At 64.7% G+C, this 16,738-nt stretch carries 12 protein-coding genes; 7 read left to right on the top strand and 5 right to left on the bottom strand.

Going from position 1 to position 16,738, the window contains the following annotated elements; all coding sequences use genetic code 11:
* The first annotated feature begins 86 nt into the window (after positions 1-86).
* The 7 genes from JQ586_RS29585 (at position 87) to JQ586_RS29555 (ending at position 11,620) form a co-directional block, all read left to right on the top strand.
* Positions 87-1,532, top strand: a complete 1,446-nt coding sequence (locus JQ586_RS29585; protein ID WP_212398162.1) for a DASS family sodium-coupled anion symporter — start codon at positions 87-89, stop codon at positions 1,530-1,532.
* A 182-nt stretch (positions 1,533-1,714) separates the two neighbouring features.
* Complete coding sequence (locus tag JQ586_RS29580) at positions 1,715-3,019, top strand: MdtA/MuxA family multidrug efflux RND transporter periplasmic adaptor subunit (protein ID WP_212398161.1); 1,305 nt, start codon at positions 1,715-1,717, stop codon at positions 3,017-3,019.
* The gene (locus JQ586_RS29575; protein ID WP_212398160.1) at positions 3,016-6,123 is read left to right on the top strand and encodes an MdtB/MuxB family multidrug efflux RND transporter permease subunit; all 3,108 of its coding nucleotides are present in this window, start codon (positions 3,016-3,018) and stop codon (positions 6,121-6,123) included. The genes JQ586_RS29580 and JQ586_RS29575 overlap by 4 nt, the downstream gene beginning before the upstream one ends.
* A 3-nt stretch (positions 6,124-6,126) precedes the next feature.
* Positions 6,127-9,417, top strand: a complete 3,291-nt coding sequence (locus JQ586_RS29570; protein WP_212398159.1) for an efflux RND transporter permease subunit — start codon at positions 6,127-6,129, stop codon at positions 9,415-9,417.
* A 69-nt stretch (positions 9,418-9,486) separates the two neighbouring features.
* A complete protein-coding gene (locus tag JQ586_RS29565; RefSeq protein WP_212398158.1) occupies positions 9,487-10,923 on the top strand; it encodes an efflux transporter outer membrane subunit in 1,437 nt (478 codons plus the stop codon).
* An 8-nt stretch (positions 10,924-10,931) separates the two neighbouring features.
* Entirely contained in the window at positions 10,932-11,282 is a 351-nt protein-coding gene (locus JQ586_RS29560; protein ID WP_249148315.1) for a hypothetical protein, read from the top strand.
* Between the two features lie 11 nt (positions 11,283-11,293).
* Positions 11,294-11,620: a BA14K family protein gene (locus JQ586_RS29555; protein ID WP_249148312.1), complete on the top strand. Its 327-nt coding sequence runs from the start codon at positions 11,294-11,296 to the stop codon at positions 11,618-11,620.
* Positions 11,621-11,637: 17 nt separating this feature from the next.
* Here JQ586_RS29555 and JQ586_RS29550 read toward each other — a convergent pair whose 3' ends face one another.
* From JQ586_RS29550 to accB, 5 genes are all read right to left on the bottom strand, one after another.
* Positions 11,638-12,723, bottom strand: coding sequence for a sensor histidine kinase (locus tag JQ586_RS29550; protein WP_212398156.1), 1,086 nt, complete (start codon positions 12,721-12,723; stop codon positions 11,638-11,640).
* The gene (locus JQ586_RS29545) at positions 12,720-13,160 is read right to left on the bottom strand and encodes a response regulator (RefSeq protein WP_212398155.1); all 441 of its coding nucleotides are present in this window, start codon (positions 13,158-13,160) and stop codon (positions 12,720-12,722) included. The genes JQ586_RS29550 and JQ586_RS29545 overlap by 4 nt, the downstream gene beginning before the upstream one ends.
* The gene (locus JQ586_RS29540) at positions 13,157-14,653 is read right to left on the bottom strand and encodes a sensor histidine kinase (RefSeq protein WP_249148307.1); all 1,497 of its coding nucleotides are present in this window, start codon (positions 14,651-14,653) and stop codon (positions 13,157-13,159) included. Before JQ586_RS29540 ends, JQ586_RS29545 begins: the two co-directional genes overlap by 4 nt.
* Positions 14,654-14,780: 127 nt before the next feature.
* Positions 14,781-16,139 (bottom strand): acetyl-CoA carboxylase biotin carboxylase subunit, encoded by a 1,359-nt coding sequence (accC, locus tag JQ586_RS29535; protein WP_212398153.1) that lies wholly within the window; start codon positions 16,137-16,139, stop codon positions 14,781-14,783.
* A gap of 67 nt (positions 16,140-16,206) precedes the next feature.
* Positions 16,207-16,719, bottom strand: a complete 513-nt coding sequence (accB, locus tag JQ586_RS29530) for an acetyl-CoA carboxylase biotin carboxyl carrier protein (RefSeq protein WP_212398152.1) — start codon at positions 16,717-16,719, stop codon at positions 16,207-16,209.
* Positions 16,720-16,738: the final 19 nt, after the last annotated feature.

Here is a 16,738-nt window from a genome sequence, read left to right as displayed (position 1 = left end):
CTATGCTATGTTGCAACGAAAATGGCGGCGCTGCCCGCGGACATGGCAGCCGCCCAACAATCAGACATCCAAAGGGGGCACGCCGCATGAAGATGTCATGGAGGACGCTTGCGCCGCTCGCGGTGTGGCTCGTGATCTATCTGATCCCGGTGCCGGCGGGGCTGAACGTCAATCAGTGGCACTATTTTGCGGTGTTCGCCGCCGTGATCGTCGGCCTGATCCTCGAATCGATGCCGGTCGGCGCCGTCGGCCTGATCGGGCTGACGGTCGCGGGCGTCGGCGGCTATGTCGAGCCCGATCCGAACAAGTCGTTGCGCTGGATGCTCGGCGGCTTCTCGGAAAGCACGGTGTGGCTGATCGTCGGCGCCTTCGTGTTCTCGATCGGCTATCGCAAGAGCGGGCTCGGCCGCCGGCTGGCTTTGCTTCTGGTGCGCTTGCTCGGCCGCAGCACCATCGGTCTCGGCTACGCCGTGATGTTCTCGGACCTCGTGCTTGCGCCGGCGACACCGTCCAACACCGCGCGTTCAGGCGGCACGATCTATCCGATCGTCAGCAACATCCCGCGCATCTATGGTTCCGAGCCCGGCCCGACCGCGGGCAAGATCGGCACTTTCGTGATGTGGACGGCATTTGCGACCACGGCGGTGACGAGTTCGATGTTCCTCACGGCGCTGGCGCCCAATGCCGCCGCGTTGTCGATCGCCAAGAAGCTCGTGAATGTCGACGTCGGCTGGTCGCAATGGTTCATCGGCTTTGCGCCGCTTGGCATCCTTCTCCTGCTGGTGGTGCCACTGCTGAGCTATGTGGTGTGCCGGCCCGAGATCAAGCAAAGCCCTGAGATCGTGACCTGGAGCCGGAGCGAGCTTGCCAAGATGGGGCCGCCGTCGCGCCAGGAATGGATCATGGTGGCGCTGGTTCTGCTGGCGATGTTCTTCTGGATCTGCGGTTCCAACCCGAATATCAGCCTGCCGCTGCTCGGCTCAAACTTCATCAACGCGACGACGGTCGTGTTCGTCGTGATCTCGCTGATGCTGCTGTCAGGCGTCATCGCCTTTGACGACATCGTCGCCGAGAAGAGCGCCTGGGAGGTGTTCTTCTATTTCACCTCGCTGCTCACGCTGTCGTCGGGCCTCAACGAGATCGGCTTCATCAAGTGGGTGGCGGAGGGTTATGCGCGGCCGCTGGCCGGCATGTCGCCGCTGGCGGGGATGATTCTGCTCGTCTCGTTTTTCTTCTGGGTCCACTATTTCTTCTCGAGCATCACGTCTCACACGGCGGCCGTGCTGCCGGTGGTGCTGGCGGTCGGTTCGGCCATTCCCGGCCTGTCGGTGCCGACACTGATGCTGCTCTGCGTGTACTCGCTGGGGCTGATGGGCGTGATCTCGCCCTACGCCACGGGACCGGCGCCGATGTACTACGGCAGCGGCTATATCGGGAAGGGCGACTTCTGGAAGTTCGGGCTGATTTTCGGCGGAATCTACTTTGTCGGATTGTTGCTGATCGTGTTGCCCTGGCTGCAGATGATCGGGTAAACTTGACGACAATCCGGCGTGAAGAGCGAGCGATCGGGAGCGGAGGTGATATCATCCTTTCCGATTGTTAACGCGCTTTGTTCGTCGGAAGCGTTCAAAATGCTCCTACGAATGTGGCGCGCGCGGGTTCAGGGGGACGCACGAACCCTGCGAGCTCATTCGTGATTCCTTGTAGGCAGCTTATGGACCAGCAGCTCAAACACCCGTCGATATCATCGCCTGAAGAGACCAAGCGGTCATCGCGCGGCAAGGTCATCCTGACGACATTCATCATCCTGCTGCTGCTTGCGGGAATCGTCTGGTGGACGCGGCAGCAAAGCGCGCCACAACAGGCCGGCGCCGGCCGCAACGGCGCGCCGATGTCGATCGTGCCGGAGACCGTCGGCAAGGGGGATATCGGAATCAACCTCAACGCGCTCGGCACGGTGACGTCGCTGGCCACAGTGACGATCAAGAGCCAGATCAGCGGCTACCTGCAGAATATCGATTTCAAGGAGGGCGACGAGGTCAAGAAGGGCGACCTGATCGCCGAGATCGATCCGCGTCCCTATCAGGCGACGCTGGCGCAGGCCAAGGGGCAACTTGCGCGCGACGAGGCGCAGCTGAAGGGCGCCCAGGTCGATCTGACGCGTTATCAGAACCTCGCGGCGCAGAACGCGGTGCCCCACCAGCAGCTCGATACCCAGATCGCTCTGGTCGGCCAGTACCAGGGAACAGTGGAAGCCGACCGCGCCTCGGTGCAGTCCGCCGAGGTGAATTTGCAATATTGTCACATCGTGTCACCGATCAACGGACGCGTCGGGTTGCGCCAGGTCGATCTTGGCAATTACGTGACCGCGGGAGACGCCACCGGTCTTGTCGTAATCACGCAGCTCGAGCCAATCAGCGTTCTGTTCACGCTGCCGGAGGACAATCTGCAGGCGGTCGCGAAGCGGCTGAGGGAAGGCGCAGTACTGCCAACGGCGGCGTATGACCGCAGCGGCACCAACAAGCTCGCCAGTGGCCTGTTGCAGACCTTCGACAGCCAGATCGATCAGACCACGGGCACGATCAAGCTGCGCGCCCAGTTCGACAACCAGCCGCGTACGCTGTATCCGAACCAGTTCGTCAACATCCGCCTGTTGCTCGACACCCACAAGGACGTGACGACGATGTCGACGGCCGGCATCCAGCGCGGCGTGCCCGGCACGTTCGTGTATCTGGTCAACGCCGACAGCACGGTCTCGGTCCGGCCGGTGAAGCTCGGCGTCACCGACGGCGATCGGGTCGAGGTGATCTCGGGGCTTTCGCCCGGCGACCGCATCGTGATCGACGGCGCCGACAAATTGCGTGAGGGAGCGAAGGTGGTGGTGCGCAATCCGGCGGATGCCGCGAACCCGGCCGCTGCCGCCAAGGGGGCCTCTAGCGCGGCGGCGAAGGAGGGTGCCGCTGATTCCAAGGCGGGAGGCGGCAAGCGCAAGCGCTCCGAGGACGGGCAGAAGCAATGAACCCGTCAAGGCCATTCATTCTCCGGCCGGTGGCGACCACCCTGTTCATGATCGCCATCATGCTGTCGGGGATGCTGGCGTTCCGATTCCTGCCCGTCGCGGCGCTGCCGGAGGTCGACTACCCGACCATCCAGGTGCAGACCTTCTACCCCGGTGCCAGTCCCGACGTGATGACCTCGTCGGTGACGGCGCCGCTGGAGGTGCAGTTCGGCCAGATGCCGAACCTCAACCAGATGAGCTCGGTGAGCTCGGCCGGTGCCTCCGTGATCACCCTGCAATTCGGCCTGTCGATCTCGCTCGACGTCGCCGAGCAGGAGGTGCAGGCCGCGATCAACGCGGCGGGCAATCTGTTGCCCTCGGACCTGCCGGCGCCGCCGATCTACGCCAAGGTCAACCCGGCTGACGCGCCCATCCTCACCCTCGGCCTGACTTCAAAGACCATGCCGCTGACCCAGGTCGAGGATTTCGTCGACACCCGCCTGGCACAGAAGATCTCGCAGCTTGCCGGCGTAGGCCTCGTCAGTATCAGCGGCGGCCAGCGGCCCGCGGTGCGCATCCAGGCCGACATCCGCAAGCTCGCGGCCTACGGCCTCAACATCGACGATCTCCGCACCACGCTAGGCAACGCCAACGTCAATACGCCGAAGGGCAATTTCGACGGCGCGATGCGCTCCTACACGATCAATGCCAACGACCAGATCCGCAACGCCATCGATTATCGCTCGCTGATCGTCGCCTACAAGAACGGCTCGCCGGTCCGCCTCAGCGACGTCGGCGATGTCATCGACGGCGCTCAGAACGACAAGCTCGGCGCCTGGATGAACGAGACGCCGGCGATCATCCTGAACATCCAGCGCCAGCCCGGCGCCAACGTGATCTCGGTGGTCGAGGGTATCAAGTCGCTGTTGCCGCAGTTGAAGGCCACGCTGCCAGCCGCGATCGACCTCGACATCCTGACCGACCGCACCGTCACGATCCGGGCCTCTGTCCGCGACGTCGAATACGAGCTGTCGCTGGCGGTGGTCCTGGTCGTGCTGGTGATCTTCGTGTTCCTGCGCTCGACCCGCGCGACCCTGATTCCGAGCCTCTCGGTGCCGCTGTCGCTGGTCGGCACGCTGGGGGCGATGTATCTGTTCGGCTTCAGCCTGAACAACCTGTCGCTGATGGCGCTGACGATCGCGACGGGCTTCGTGGTCGACGACGCCATCGTCGTGATCGAGAATATCTCGCGCTACATCGAGGAGGGCGAGCCGCCATTGCAGGCTGCATTGCGCGGCTCCGAGCAGATCGGTTTCACCATCATCTCGCTGACGGTGTCGCTGATCGCGGTGCTGATCCCGCTGTTGTTCATGGGCGACGTCGTCGGCCGGCTGTTCCGCGAATTCGCCATCACGCTGTCGGTCACGATCCTGATCTCGGCCGTGGTGTCGCTGACGCTGGTGCCGATGGCCTGCGCCAAGCTGCTGAAGCCGGAAGATGCCGCGCATGAGAACACCTTCCAGCGGCTCAGCCGGGAAGGCTTCGACTATGTCATCGCGATCTACGGCCGGATGCTGAATTGGGTGCTCGATCGCCAGACCTTCGTGCTCTTGATCGCGCTCGCGACCTTCGGCCTGACCGCGTGGCTCTATATCGCCATCCCGAAGGGCTTCTTTCCGTTGCAGGACACCGGCGTGATCCAGGCGATCTCGGAGGCGCCACAATCGGTGTCCTATGCGGCGATGGCCGAACGCCAGCAGCAGCTGGCGAGCGTGATCCTGAAGGATCCCGACGTTGACAGCCTGTCGTCCTTCATCGGCGTCGACGGCACCAACACCACGCTCAACAGCGGCCGCATCCTGATCAACCTCAAATCGCACGAGGAGCGGAAGTCCGATATCACGACCGTGATGAACCGGATCAAGGCGGCCACGTCGGAACTCACCGGCATCACGCTCTACATGCAGCCGGTGCAGGACCTCACCATCGAGGGCACGGTGAGCAAGACGCAGTACCAGTTCATCCTGCAGGACGCCGACCCGGTCCAGCTCGCCGAGTGGACGCCGAAGCTGGTCGACAAGATGCGGCAATTGCCCCAGTTCAGCGACGTCGCGAGCGACATCTCGCAGCAGGGGCTGTCGGTCTTTGTCCAGATCGACCGCGACCAGGCGGCGCGGTTCGGCATCACGCCGGCGACGATCGACAACGCGCTGTACGATTCCTATGGCCAGCGGATCGTCTCGACCATCTTCACCAACTCGAACCAGTATCGCGTGATCCTGGAGGCCGATCCGTCGCTGCAGACATCGCTGGACTCGCTGTCGTCGATCTACCTTCCATCATCAGTGGGCTCGACGCCGGTGCGGCTGTCGGTGATGGCGAAGATGCGTACCGAGACCGCGCCGCTGCAGGTCTCTCATCTCGGTCAGTTCCCGTCGGCGACGGTGTCGTTCAACCTGGCGCCGGGCGCATCGCTGGGCGAAGCCGTGGCCGCGATCAAGCAGGCCCAGGTCGACATCGGCCAGCCGCTCGGCGTCATCACGAGCTTCCAGGGCGCGGCGCTGGCGTTCCAGTCGTCGCTCTCCAACCAGCTGTTCCTGATCCTGGCTGCGATCATCACGGTCTATATCGTGCTGGGCGTGCTCTATGAGAGCTTCATCCATCCCGTCACGATCCTCTCGACGCTGCCCTCGGCCGGCATCGGCGCGCTGCTGGCGCTGATGATGGCCAAGCAGGACCTCACCATCGTCGCGATCATCGGCATCATCCTCCTGATCGGCATCGTGAAGAAGAACGCGATCATGATGATCGACTTCGCGCTCGATGCGGAGCGCAACGAGGGCAAGCCGCCGCGGGAGGCGATCTACCAGGCCTGCCTGCTGCGGTTCCGGCCGATCATCATGACGACCATGGCGGCCGTGCTCGGCGCGCTGCCGCTGATGATCGGCACCGGCGCAGGGTCCGAGTTGCGGCACCCGCTCGGCATTTCGATCGTCGGCGGCCTCCTGGTGAGCCAGATGCTGACCCTGTTCACGACACCGGTGATCTATCTCTGGTTCGACCGGCTTGCGCTGCGCTTTGCCGGACGATCGGACGCGGTCGGCGAGGCGAGCGGGTCGCGTTGAGCCATGGACCCGTCAACCCCATTCATCCGGCGACCGGTCGCGACGACGCTGTTGACGTTTGGGCTGGCGGCGGCCGGCGCGGTGGCGTTCTTCAAGCTGCCGGTGTCGCCGCTGCCGCAGGTGGATTTCCCGACCATCTCGGTGCAGGCGACGTTGCCGGGCGCGAGCCCCCAGGACGTCGCCACCACGGTCGCAAGCCCGCTGGAGCGGCATCTCGGCCAGATCGCCGACGTGACCGAGATGACCTCGTCGAGCACGGTCGGCACGACCCGCATCACGCTGCAGTTCGGGCTCAACCGCGACATCAACGGCGCCGCGCGTGACGTGCAGGCCGCGATCAACGCGGCGCGCGCCGACCTGCCGACCAGCCTGCGCAGCAATCCGACCTACCGCAAGGTCAACCCGGCCGACGCGCCGATCCTGATCCTGACGCTGACGTCTGATACGCTGACCCGCGGCGACCTCTACGACGCGGCGTCAACGGTGCTGGCGCAGAAGCTGTCGCAGGTCGAGGGGATCGGCGAGGTTGTGGTCGGCGGCAGCTCGCTGCCGGCTGTTCGGGTCGATCTGATCCCGCAGGCACTCTTCAAATACGGCATCGGTCTGGAAGACGTTCGCGCCGCGTTGTCGAACGCCAATGCCCATAGTCCGAAGGGCGGGATCGACGTCGGCGACCAGCGCTACCAGATCTACTCCAACGACCAGGCCAACAAGGCGGACGACTACAAATCGCTGATCGTGGCCTATCGCAACGGCTCGGCGGTGCATCTCTCCGATGTCGGCGAGGTCACTGACGGGGTCGAGAACCTGCGCAATGCCGGTCTTGCCAACGGCAAGCCGGCGGTGCTGATCATCCTCTACCGCCAGCCGAACGCGAATATCATCTCGACCGTCGATCTGGTGAAGGGACTGATGCCGCAGCTCAAGGCGTCGGTGTCGCCGGCCATCGATATCGGGCTTGCGGTCGATCGCTCGACCACGATCCGGACCTCGCTGCGCGACGTCGAACGGACCCTGATGCTCGCCGTGCTGCTGGTCATCATCGTGGTGTTCGCGTTCCTGCGGAGCGCGCGGGCGACCTTCATCCCGGTGGTCGCGGTCTCGGTGTCGCTGGTCGCGACCTTCGGGGCGATGTATCTGATCGGCTACAGTCTGGACAATCTGTCCCTGATGGCGCTGACGGTCGCGACCGGCTTCGTGGTCGACGACGCCATCGTCGTGCTGGAGAACGTCACGCGCTACATCGAGGAGGGGATGACCCCGGTCGAGGCGGCGCTCAAGGGCGCCAACGAGGTCGGATTCACCGTGCTGTCGATGAGCATTTCGCTGATCGCGGTGTTCATCCCGATCCTGATGATGTCCGGCATCATCGGCCGCCTGTTCCGCGAATTCGCCATGACGATCTCGATCTCGATCCTGATCTCGCTCGCGGTCTCGCTGGCGACCACCCCGATGATGTGCGCCGTCCTGCTGAAGCCGGAGACCGGGGAGGGGCACGGACGGCTCTATTGGGCGAGCGAGCGCTTCTTCGAGGCGATGCTGAACTTCTACCGGCGGACGCTGACTGCGGCGCTGCAGCACCGCCTGTCGGTGATGCTGATCCTGGCGGCGGTGTTCGGCCTGAACTTCTACCTCTACGACATGATCCCGAAGGGCTTCTTCCCGCAGCAGGATACCGGACGAATGATCGGCATCATCCAGGCCGACCAGAGCATCTCGTTCCAGCTGATGCAGCAGAAGCTCGGGCAGTTCGTCAACATCATCAAGAACGACCCGGCGGTCGAGACGGTCGTCGGCTTCACCGGAGGCGGCCAGACCAACTCCGGCTTCATGTTCGTCTCCCTGCGCCCGCTCGATCAGCGCAAGATCAGCGTCGACGGGGTGATCGCCCGGCTGCGGCGGGAGATGGCGGTGGTGCCGGGCGCGAGCCTGTTCCTGCAGGCGGTGCAGGACATCCGAGTCGGCGGCAGGGCCTCCAATGCCCAGTACCAGTACACGCTGCAGGGACCGACACTGGAGGAACTCAATGAATGGACGCCGAAGATCGCGGCGGCGTTGCAGCGCGATCCGAAGCTCGCCGACGTCAACAGCGACCAGCAGAACAAGGGCCTGGAATCCGATCTCGTGATCGACCGGGACGCCGCGGCCCGGCTCGGGATCAACGTCAGCCAGATCGACAACACGCTCTACGACGCCTTCGGACAGCGCCAGGTCTCGACCATCTATGTCGCGCGCAACCAGTACCACGTCATCATGGAGGTGGCGCCGCGCTATTGGCAGAATCCGGAGACGCTGAAGGACGTCTATGTCAGCACCTCGGGCGCATCGGTCGGCGGCTCGCAGTCGACCAACGCGGTCGCCGGGACCGTGGTCGCGCCGGGCGCCGCGAGCTCGGCCAACTCGGCCAACGCCCAGGCCGCGCGCAATCAGGCCACCAACTCGATCGGGGCGACCGGCAAGGGCGTGGCCTCGACCGGGTCGGCGGTCAGTACCACCAGCGAGACGATGATTCCGCTCTCGGCAGTGGCCAGTTTCAAGCAGGGCGCGACCCCGCTGGCGGTCAACCACCAGGGCCTGCTGGTCGCCAACACCATCTCGTTCAACCTGCCGCCGAACGTCTCCCTGAGCACGGCGGTCGCCAGCATCGATGCCACCATGAACCGGCTCGGCGTCCCGGCCACGATCCGCGGCACCTTCCAGGGTACGGCCAAGGCGTTCCAGGATTCCCTCAACAACCAGCCGTTCCTGATTCTGGCGGCACTGGTGACGATCTACATCGTGCTGGGCGTGCTCTATGAGAGCTACATCCACCCGCTGACGATCTTGTCCACATTGCCCTCGGCAGGTGTGGGTGCCTTGCTGGCGCTGATGGCATTCAAGACCGAGTTCAGTATCATGGCGCTGATCGGCGTCATCCTGCTGATCGGGATCGTGAAGAAGAATGCGATCATGATGATCGATTTTGCCCTGGAGGCGGAACGCAGGCGCGGGCTGGAGCCGCTCGAGGCCATCAGAGAGGCCTGCCTGTTGCGCTTCCGTCCGATCATGATGACGACGATGGCCGCGCTGCTCGGGGCGTTGCCACTGGCGGTCGGCATGGGCGACGGCGACGAATTGCGGCAGCCGCTCGGCATCGCCATCGTCGGCGGCCTGATCCTGAGCCAGGTCCTGACGCTCTATACGACCCCGGTCATCTATCTCTATCTCGACCGGTTCCGCCTGTGGGCCCGGCGCGATCGCCGTGGGGGCGGCCCGATGCGGGCTAAAGGCTCTTCACTTCAACCGGGCGAGTAGATGCCGATAGTCAGTGCCTTGCGAAGCCTTCGCGTATTGCAGAAACCTGCCCGCCGCCCGGGGGCGCGGATGTCTCGTCGCGCCCGGCCGCCGGCGCTCGTGATGGTCGTGGGCTTCGGGCTTGGCTTGTCGGGCTGTATTCCGGGATCGGAACGGCCCGAACTCAATCTCGAGGTGCCCGCAAGCTACAAGACCGCAGCCAAGGGCGACGCCGATGCGGCGGTGCCGGCGCTTGCCTGGTGGCGTGGCTTCCGCTCCGGCGAACTGACCACGCTGATGGAATCGGCGCAGCTCTACAATCTCGATATCGCGGTTGCGATCGCCCAGATCGTGCAGGCCGATGCACAGGTCGGCGTCTCGGGCGCTGCGCTGCTGCCAAGCGTCACGGGGACGGCGAACGCGGAGCGCGAGCGTATCTCGTCGGGATCCACTTCATCGACGGGCGGCGCAAGCGGAACGTTCTCGCAGTACAATCTCGGGCTCAGTGCGAGCTACATCGTGGACTTCTGGGGCAAGAACCGCGCGACCCTGGCGGCGTCGGAGGAGAGCGCCACCGTTTCCCGCTACAATCGCGAGGTGGTCGCGCTCTCGACGATGGCGACCGTCGCCAACACCTATTTCCAGCTGCTCGCGGCGCAGGACCAGATCAAGGTCACCCGCAACGACCTGGCCGCTGCCGAGCGCATCCTGACGCTGATCAAGCAGCAATTCGCCGGCGGTACCGCCTCGCAGCTCGATGTGTCGCAGCAGGAGGCGCTGGTCGCGACCCAGCGTGCCGCGATCCCGCCGCTCGAGGTGACAGTGGGGCAGAACACCGCCGCCCTGGCCGTGCTGGTGGCGCGCGCACCGGCCAATTTCAGGGTGCGCGGCGGCAGCACCACCCAGATTGCGGTGCCGCGCGTCACACCCGGCCTGCCGTCGGAATTGCTCTACCAGCGGCCCGACGTCCGCCAGGCGGAGGCGCAGCTGGCCGCGTCCAACTTCAGCGTGGAAGCAGCGCGCGCGGCGTTCTTCCCGCAGATCCAGCTCACCGGCACCACAGGCGTCCAGAGCGCAGCGCTCGCCTCGCTGTTCGCGCCGGGCGCCTGGTACTACACGCTCGCGGCCGGGCTGACGCAGCCACTGTTTGACGGCTTCCTGCTGGAGAGCCAGCTCAAGCTCGCCAAGGGCCAGCAATTGCAATACCTGCAGGCCTACCGCAAGGCCGTGCTGTCGGCTTTCGCCGATGTCGAGAAGGCGCTGATCGCGCTGCAGAAATATACCTTGCAGGAGCGGCTTCAGGCTGACGTGGTGGCGAGCTCGCGCAAGGCGTTCGAGGTCGCCGAGACGCAGTTGCGCGGCGGTACTGTAAACCTGATCACGGTGCTGCAGGCCCAGCAGACGTTGTTCACGGCAGAAAACAATCTGGTCACGGTCAGGCTCAACAAGCTGCTGGCGGCCAGCAGTCTGTTCCAGGCACTCGGCGGCGGTTGGACACCGGCCGGCACCCTGGCGGCGCTGCAATGAGGTCGGTCATGCAACGGTCCTTGAAGCTGTTCTTGCAGCGGTTCTTCCAGCGGTTCCTGGCCATCGCGGCCACCGGTCTCATCGTCGCGCTCGGCGGGTCCCCCGGTGCGACCCGTGCGCAGCAACGGCTCGGGTCCAACAACGTTCCGCTGACCTTCGGCATGACCGTCGACCAGGCCAGCCAGGCGCTCGGCGTGCCGCTCACTTATGTGCGCGGCCGCCCGGGCAGCGAGCTGTTTCTCGCGCTGTCCAACGTGAAGGGAAGCATCCTGTCCAACCGCAGCGACGGGCTGTATTTGCAGTTCGGCAGGGGACATCTGATCGCCTGGAAGGGCGACTGGGGGACCATCCGGCCATGAGGATCCGTGCCATGACCGCAGCAAAACTCCTGCTTGCCGGCATCGCCGTCATGCTCTGTGCCGGAACATCATCCGCGCAGGAGCGCCCGGTGCGCTACGGCTACACCAGCGGCTGGTATTTCGACGGCCGGGACGACGATCGCGATTTTCGCACCAATGGCTATTTCCCCGGCAACTTTGCCGCCGATCCCTTTAGCGCGGGCTTCGGGGCGGCGGGCCTGTTCGGAGCGACGCCATGGCGCTCTGCGCGACCCTATCCGTCGCAGGTGGTGTTCGGCGCGCCGTGCCGCGATTGCAGCCCGCACAGGACGCGGCGGCACCGGACGCAGCACGAGTGAGATAACGCCGAGGCCGGCTATTTCGCCGCAGCGCAGGCCTGCGGCGCTGCGGGGATACGGCGGAAGCGGACCAGCACCTTCGTGCCGCTGTGGTTGGGATCGCGCTCGACAAAGGCGTCGAGCTTGGAGGCCATCGCCGTCACGATGCGCTGCCCCATGCCGGTACCGCGCGGATCGTCATTGTCGCCAAAACCGACGCCGTCATCGCTGATCGACAGCAGGACATCATCGCCTTGCGGCTTCAGCTCGACATGGATCGGGCCGGCGCCGTCGGGATAGGCATACTTCACCGCGTTCATCACCAGCTCGTTGACGATGATGCCGATTGCAACAGCGCGATCGGGATCGATCTCGATCGGGTCGGCCTTCAGGGTCAGCCGCGACATCCGGTTGCCTTCGGCCGAGCGCCGGAGATCCTCGAGCAGCGCCTCCAGATACTGGTTCAGCATCACCGACTTGAAGTCATGGGACGTGTAGAGGCGACGATGCACCTGGGCCACCGCGGCGACGCGGCCCATCGCGTTGGTCAGGGCCGCCTTGACGTCGTTCTGGCGGGTGGAGTTGGCCTGCAGATGCAGCAGCGAGGCGATGATCTGCAGCGAATTGCCGACGCGGTGGTTGACCTCGCGCAGCAGCACTTCGCGCTCGGCGGCGAGCGCCGCGTAGCGGTCACGCGAGGCGTGCACCTCGGCTTCCGCCTCATCGCGCGCCTTCTGGATCGCGGCCCGTCGGATTGCAGTGTTGACCGCGACCTGGAGCAGGGGGATGAACTCACCCCTTGCGTCCTTCACGAGGTAGTCCGCCGCGCCGGCCTTCAGCGCGGTGACGGCGATCGCGGAGTCCTGCGAGGCGGTGACGAACACCACCGGCGGCGCGTCGGCGATCTTCAGGATCTGTTCCAGCGTCTCCAGCCCGTCGAGGCCAGGCATGTACTGGTCGAGCGCGATGACGTCGATGCCGCCCTGGGCGAGACGGTCGAGGCCCTGCCGCCCGTCGGCGGCGTGCACGACCTTGAAGCCCGCGCGTGTCAGCCCGCGGTCGACCAGGCGCGCCAGCGCCGGATCGTCATCGATATAGAGCAGTGTCGGCGTCGCGCTGGTCATGCGGAAGCTGGCGGTACCTGAATCACGGAGAAGAACAGGCCGAGCTGGCGAATAGCGTTGGCGAAGCTCTCGTAATTCACCGGCTTGGTAATGTAGACGTTGCAACCGAGTTCGTAGCAGCGCTTGATCTCCTGGGAATCGTCCGTCGTGGTCAGCACCACAACCGGCGTCGATTTGAGATACTTGTTCTCCTTGACCCGCTTCAAGATATCGATGCCGGTCATGTCAGGCAGATTGAGATCGAGCAGGATGAGCAGTGCATCGCCCTTGCGCTCGACGCCTGTCCCATCCTTGCCGAACAGGTAATTGACGGCCGCTGTACCGTTCATGAACGGGATGATCTCATTGTTGACACCTGATCGCCGGATATTGCGCTCAATCAGGCGGGCATGGCCCTCATCGTCCTCGACCATGATGATGGTGACTGGATTGCTCATGACTCTCGATCCCGGTTCCTGCCTGTCCATTTGATAGGCAGTGTTATCGTGAACGTGCTGCCATTGTGAAGCTCCGACGCTAACGACATGGTGCCTCCCAGTCGGCGCACAAGTGCGCGGACATGGGCGAGGCCGATGCCTTGTCCGGGCTTGTCCTGGGTTCCCGCGCGGCGGAACAGGTCGAAGATACGCTGATGATCCTTCGGGTCGATGCCGCGGCCGTTGTCCGTGACCTCGAAGATGGCAAAGCCGAGCTTGGTGCGGCCCGCGACCGAAATCTCGCCGGGGACGCCGTCCTTGAGGTACTTCAGGGCATTGTCGATCAGGTTGGAGAAGATCTGCTCCAGCGCAAGGCGGTCGCTGACGAGGTTCGGCAGCGCGCCGAGCTTGATGGTGGTGCTGCTCTCCGCGGCCTGGTGGGCGACCGTCTTGACAATGCCGTCGATCAGTTCGCGGACGTCGATCCGTTCCGGCTTGAATTCGCGGCGGCCTTCCCGGGTCAGATTGAGGATCGCGGATATCAGCCGATCCATCTTGGCGATCGAGGATTTGATGAAGCCGAGTGATTCGTCGAAGTCGTTCGAGAGCTGCTTGTCGCCCTCGTCGAGCTCGGGCTCTACGGCATCATTGGCGTCAGGCAACGTCGGCTGAAGCGAGGCGTTGCGACCGAGCGTGGCGATGCGCTTGAAGATGTCGCTGCGCAGTTCCTCCAGCTCGCTGGTGAAGCCCATGATGTTGACCAGCGGCGAGCGCAAATCGTGGCTGACGATGTAAGCGAAGCGCTGGATCTCCTCGTTGGCTTCGCGCAGGTCCGCGGTGCGCTCGTCGACGGTCGCTTCGAGAGTGACGTTGACATCGCGCAGCCTGGCCTCGGCGTCGTCGCGGGCGCGCGAAGAACGACGGACCAGAACGATCGAGAAGCCGGCGAGCGCCAGCACCATGCAGGAGCCGGCGATGGTGACCGAGGAGGCCAGGACCTGGGTCCTGTCGGCAGTCGCCGTGCGCATTGCAAACAGCCGATCCTCCTCGGCGCGCATGTCGCTGCTGATCCGGGCGATCGCTTCCACCGCATCGGTCGAGGTGGCATTGCGCAGGAGGTCGACGCCGGTGGCGACGTCGTTGTTCTTGACGCGCTCGACGCCGAGCGCGTATTCGGCCAGCCGTTTTTCGACCGCGGCCCTGAGCTTGGCGCCGTTGTTGACCTGTGTCGGGTTGTCGGCGGTGATCTTCGCGAGATGCTCGAGCGCGGCCGGGATTCCCGCAGCAGCGGTCTGGTACTCCGCCAGATATTGCGGCGCCGAGGTCAGGAGATACGCGCGCGTCGCGCTCTCGGCGCGGCGAACCTCGAGCAGGAGATTGGCGAGCTGGCTCTCGACCTCGACGGTATGGACGACCCAGGCGTTGTCTTCGCGCGCCTGGTTGACCAGCAGCACCGAGGCCACGCTGATCGCGACCAGCACGACGAATCCCACCGACAGCAGGAGGATCTGCAAAGCAGTGCGCCGTCGCGAAACCGGCGTCACGGCTGTCTTGCCATATCAATGGAGCTCAATGCGTCCCCGTGGAAATCCCTTAACGCCTGTATACGTCCAGGGAAGGCCCGGGTTCCACGGTGCCGCATTATTTTGCAGCGTCGCCGGGCTTTCCGGCAAGATACTGCTCGAGCCAGTGGATGTGATAATCGCCCTCGATGATGTCGGGCTCGCGGACCAGCGCGCGGAACAGCGGCAGCGTGGTCTCGATGCCGTCGACCACCATCTCGTCGAGGGCCCGGCGCAGCCGCATCAGGCATTCGCCGCGGGTCTTGCCGTGCACGATCAGCTTGCCGACAAGCGAATCGTAGTAGGGCGGTATCATGTAGCCTTGGTAGACCGCCGAATCGATCCGTACGCCGAGGCCGCCGGGCGGATGGAATTGCGTGATCCGGCCGGGCGAGGGACGGAAAGTCTGCGGGTTCTCGGCATTGATGCGGCACTCGATGGCGTGGCCGATGATCGAGATCTCGTCCTGGCGGGCCGGCAGTTCGCCGCCGGCCGCAATCCGGATCTGCTCCAGAACGAGGTCGATGTCGGTGATGCTCTCGGTGACGGGATGCTCGACCTGGATGCGCGTGTTCATCTCGATGAAGTAGAACTCGCCGTCCTCGTAGAGGAATTCGATGGTGCCGACGCCGAGATACTTCATGTCCCGCATCGCCTTGGCGCAGGTCTCGCCGATCCTGGCGCGGGCGGCGGCGGCGAGCACGGGTGAGGGGCCTTCTTCCCAGACCTTCTGGTGACGGCGCTGCAGCGAGCAGTCGCGCTCTCCAAGATGGATCGCGCCGCCGCGGCCGTCGCCGAGAATCTGGATCTCGATATGGCGCGGCTTCTGCAGGTATTTCTCCAGATAGACCGAGGCGTCTCCGAAAGCCGACTTGGCCTCGTTGGCCGCGGTCGACAGCGCGAGCGCCAGATCGGCCTCGGTCTGGGCGACCTTCATGCCGCGTCCACCGCCGCCGGCGGCAGCCTTGACCAGCACCGGGAAGCCGATCGCCTTGGCGATCGCCATGGCGTCGTCGTCCGCGGTCACCGCGCCGTCGGAGCCGGGCACCACGGGAATGCCGAGCCGCTTCGCCGTCTTCTTGGCCTCGATCTTGTCGCCCATCAGGCGGATGTGCTCGGCCTTCGGTCCGATGAAATCCAGATTGTGGTCGGCCAGGATCTCGGCGAAGCGCGCATTCTCGGACAGGAAGCCGTAGCCGGGATGCACGGCATCCGCGCCGGTGATCTCGCAGGCCGCGAGCAGCGCCGGCACGTTGAGATAGGAGTCCTTCGACGGCGGCGGCCCGATGCAGACGCTCTCGTCCGCGAGCCGCACGTGCATGGCGTCGGCGTCGGCGGTGGAGTGGACCGCGACGGTTGCGATGCCGAGCTCCTTGCAGGCGCGCAGCACGCGGAGCGCGATCTCGCCCCGGTTGGCTATGAGGATCTTGTCGAACATGTCTCTCCAAGCCGCGAGCAGCGAATGGCGAATAGCGAATGGAGGCTATTCGCTACTCCCCATTCGCTCATTCGATAATCACGAGCGGTTCGCCGAATTCGACCGGCTGGCCGTCCTCGACGAGGATCTGTGTCACGGTGCCGGCGCGCGGCGACGGAATCTGATTCATCGTCTTCATCGCCTCGATGATCAGCAGCGTCTGGCCGGCCGACACCTTCGCACCGACTTCAATGAACGGCTTGGCGCCGGGCTCCGGGGACCAATAGGCGGTGCCGACCATCGGCGAGGGAACGACACCCGGATGCTTTGCGAGATCGGTGGCGGGCGCAGCGGCCGGTGCGGCGGCGACCGGTGCGACGACTGCCGTCTGGATCGGTCCCGCGGGCACGGACGCGGCAATGCTGATGTTGCGCGCCACGCGAACGCGCAGGCCCGCGCGCTCGATCTCGATCTCGGTGAGATTGGTTTCGGCGAGCAGCAGCGCGAGCTCGCGAATGAGCGCGCTGTCGTCGCTCTTGGATTCGTTCTTGGACTCGCTCTTGGATTTTGCGGCTGATTTGTCGTCTGGCTGGCGCGCCATGATCTTGATCCGGAATCTG

This window comes from Bradyrhizobium jicamae (assembly GCF_018130215.1).
GTDB lineage: Bacteria > Pseudomonadota > Alphaproteobacteria > Rhizobiales > Xanthobacteraceae > Bradyrhizobium > Bradyrhizobium jicamae_A.
Note: the sequence above shows the minus strand (reverse complement) of the source record. Positions and strands in the feature narration are given on the sequence as shown.

Bases quoted from the DNA above. Each gene is read 5' to 3' on its own strand.
- JQ586_RS29560 (WP_249148315.1), top strand. From the start codon at position 10,932: ATGCAACGGTCCTTGAAGCTGTTCTTGCAGCGGTTCTTCCAGCGGTTC.
- JQ586_RS29575 (WP_212398160.1), top strand. From the start codon at position 3,016: ATGAACCCGTCAAGGCCATTCATTCTCCGGCCGGTGGCGACCACCCTG.
- JQ586_RS29555 (WP_249148312.1), top strand. From the start codon at position 11,294: ATGACCGCAGCAAAACTCCTGCTTGCCGGCATCGCCGTCATGCTCTGT.
- JQ586_RS29585 (WP_212398162.1), top strand. From the start codon at position 87: ATGAAGATGTCATGGAGGACGCTTGCGCCGCTCGCGGTGTGGCTCGTG.
- accB (WP_212398152.1), bottom strand. From the start codon at position 16,719: ATGGCGCGCCAGCCAGACGACAAATCAGCCGCAAAATCCAAGAGCGAG.
- JQ586_RS29580 (WP_212398161.1), top strand. From the start codon at position 1,715: ATGGACCAGCAGCTCAAACACCCGTCGATATCATCGCCTGAAGAGACC.
- accC (WP_212398153.1), bottom strand. From the start codon at position 16,139: ATGTTCGACAAGATCCTCATAGCCAACCGGGGCGAGATCGCGCTCCGC.
- JQ586_RS29545 (WP_212398155.1), bottom strand. From the start codon at position 13,160: ATGAGCAATCCAGTCACCATCATCATGGTCGAGGACGATGAGGGCCAT.
- JQ586_RS29570 (WP_212398159.1), top strand. From the start codon at position 6,127: ATGGACCCGTCAACCCCATTCATCCGGCGACCGGTCGCGACGACGCTG.
- JQ586_RS29565 (WP_212398158.1), top strand. From the start codon at position 9,487: ATGTCTCGTCGCGCCCGGCCGCCGGCGCTCGTGATGGTCGTGGGCTTC.
- JQ586_RS29550 (WP_212398156.1), bottom strand. From the start codon at position 12,723: ATGACCAGCGCGACGCCGACACTGCTCTATATCGATGACGATCCGGCG.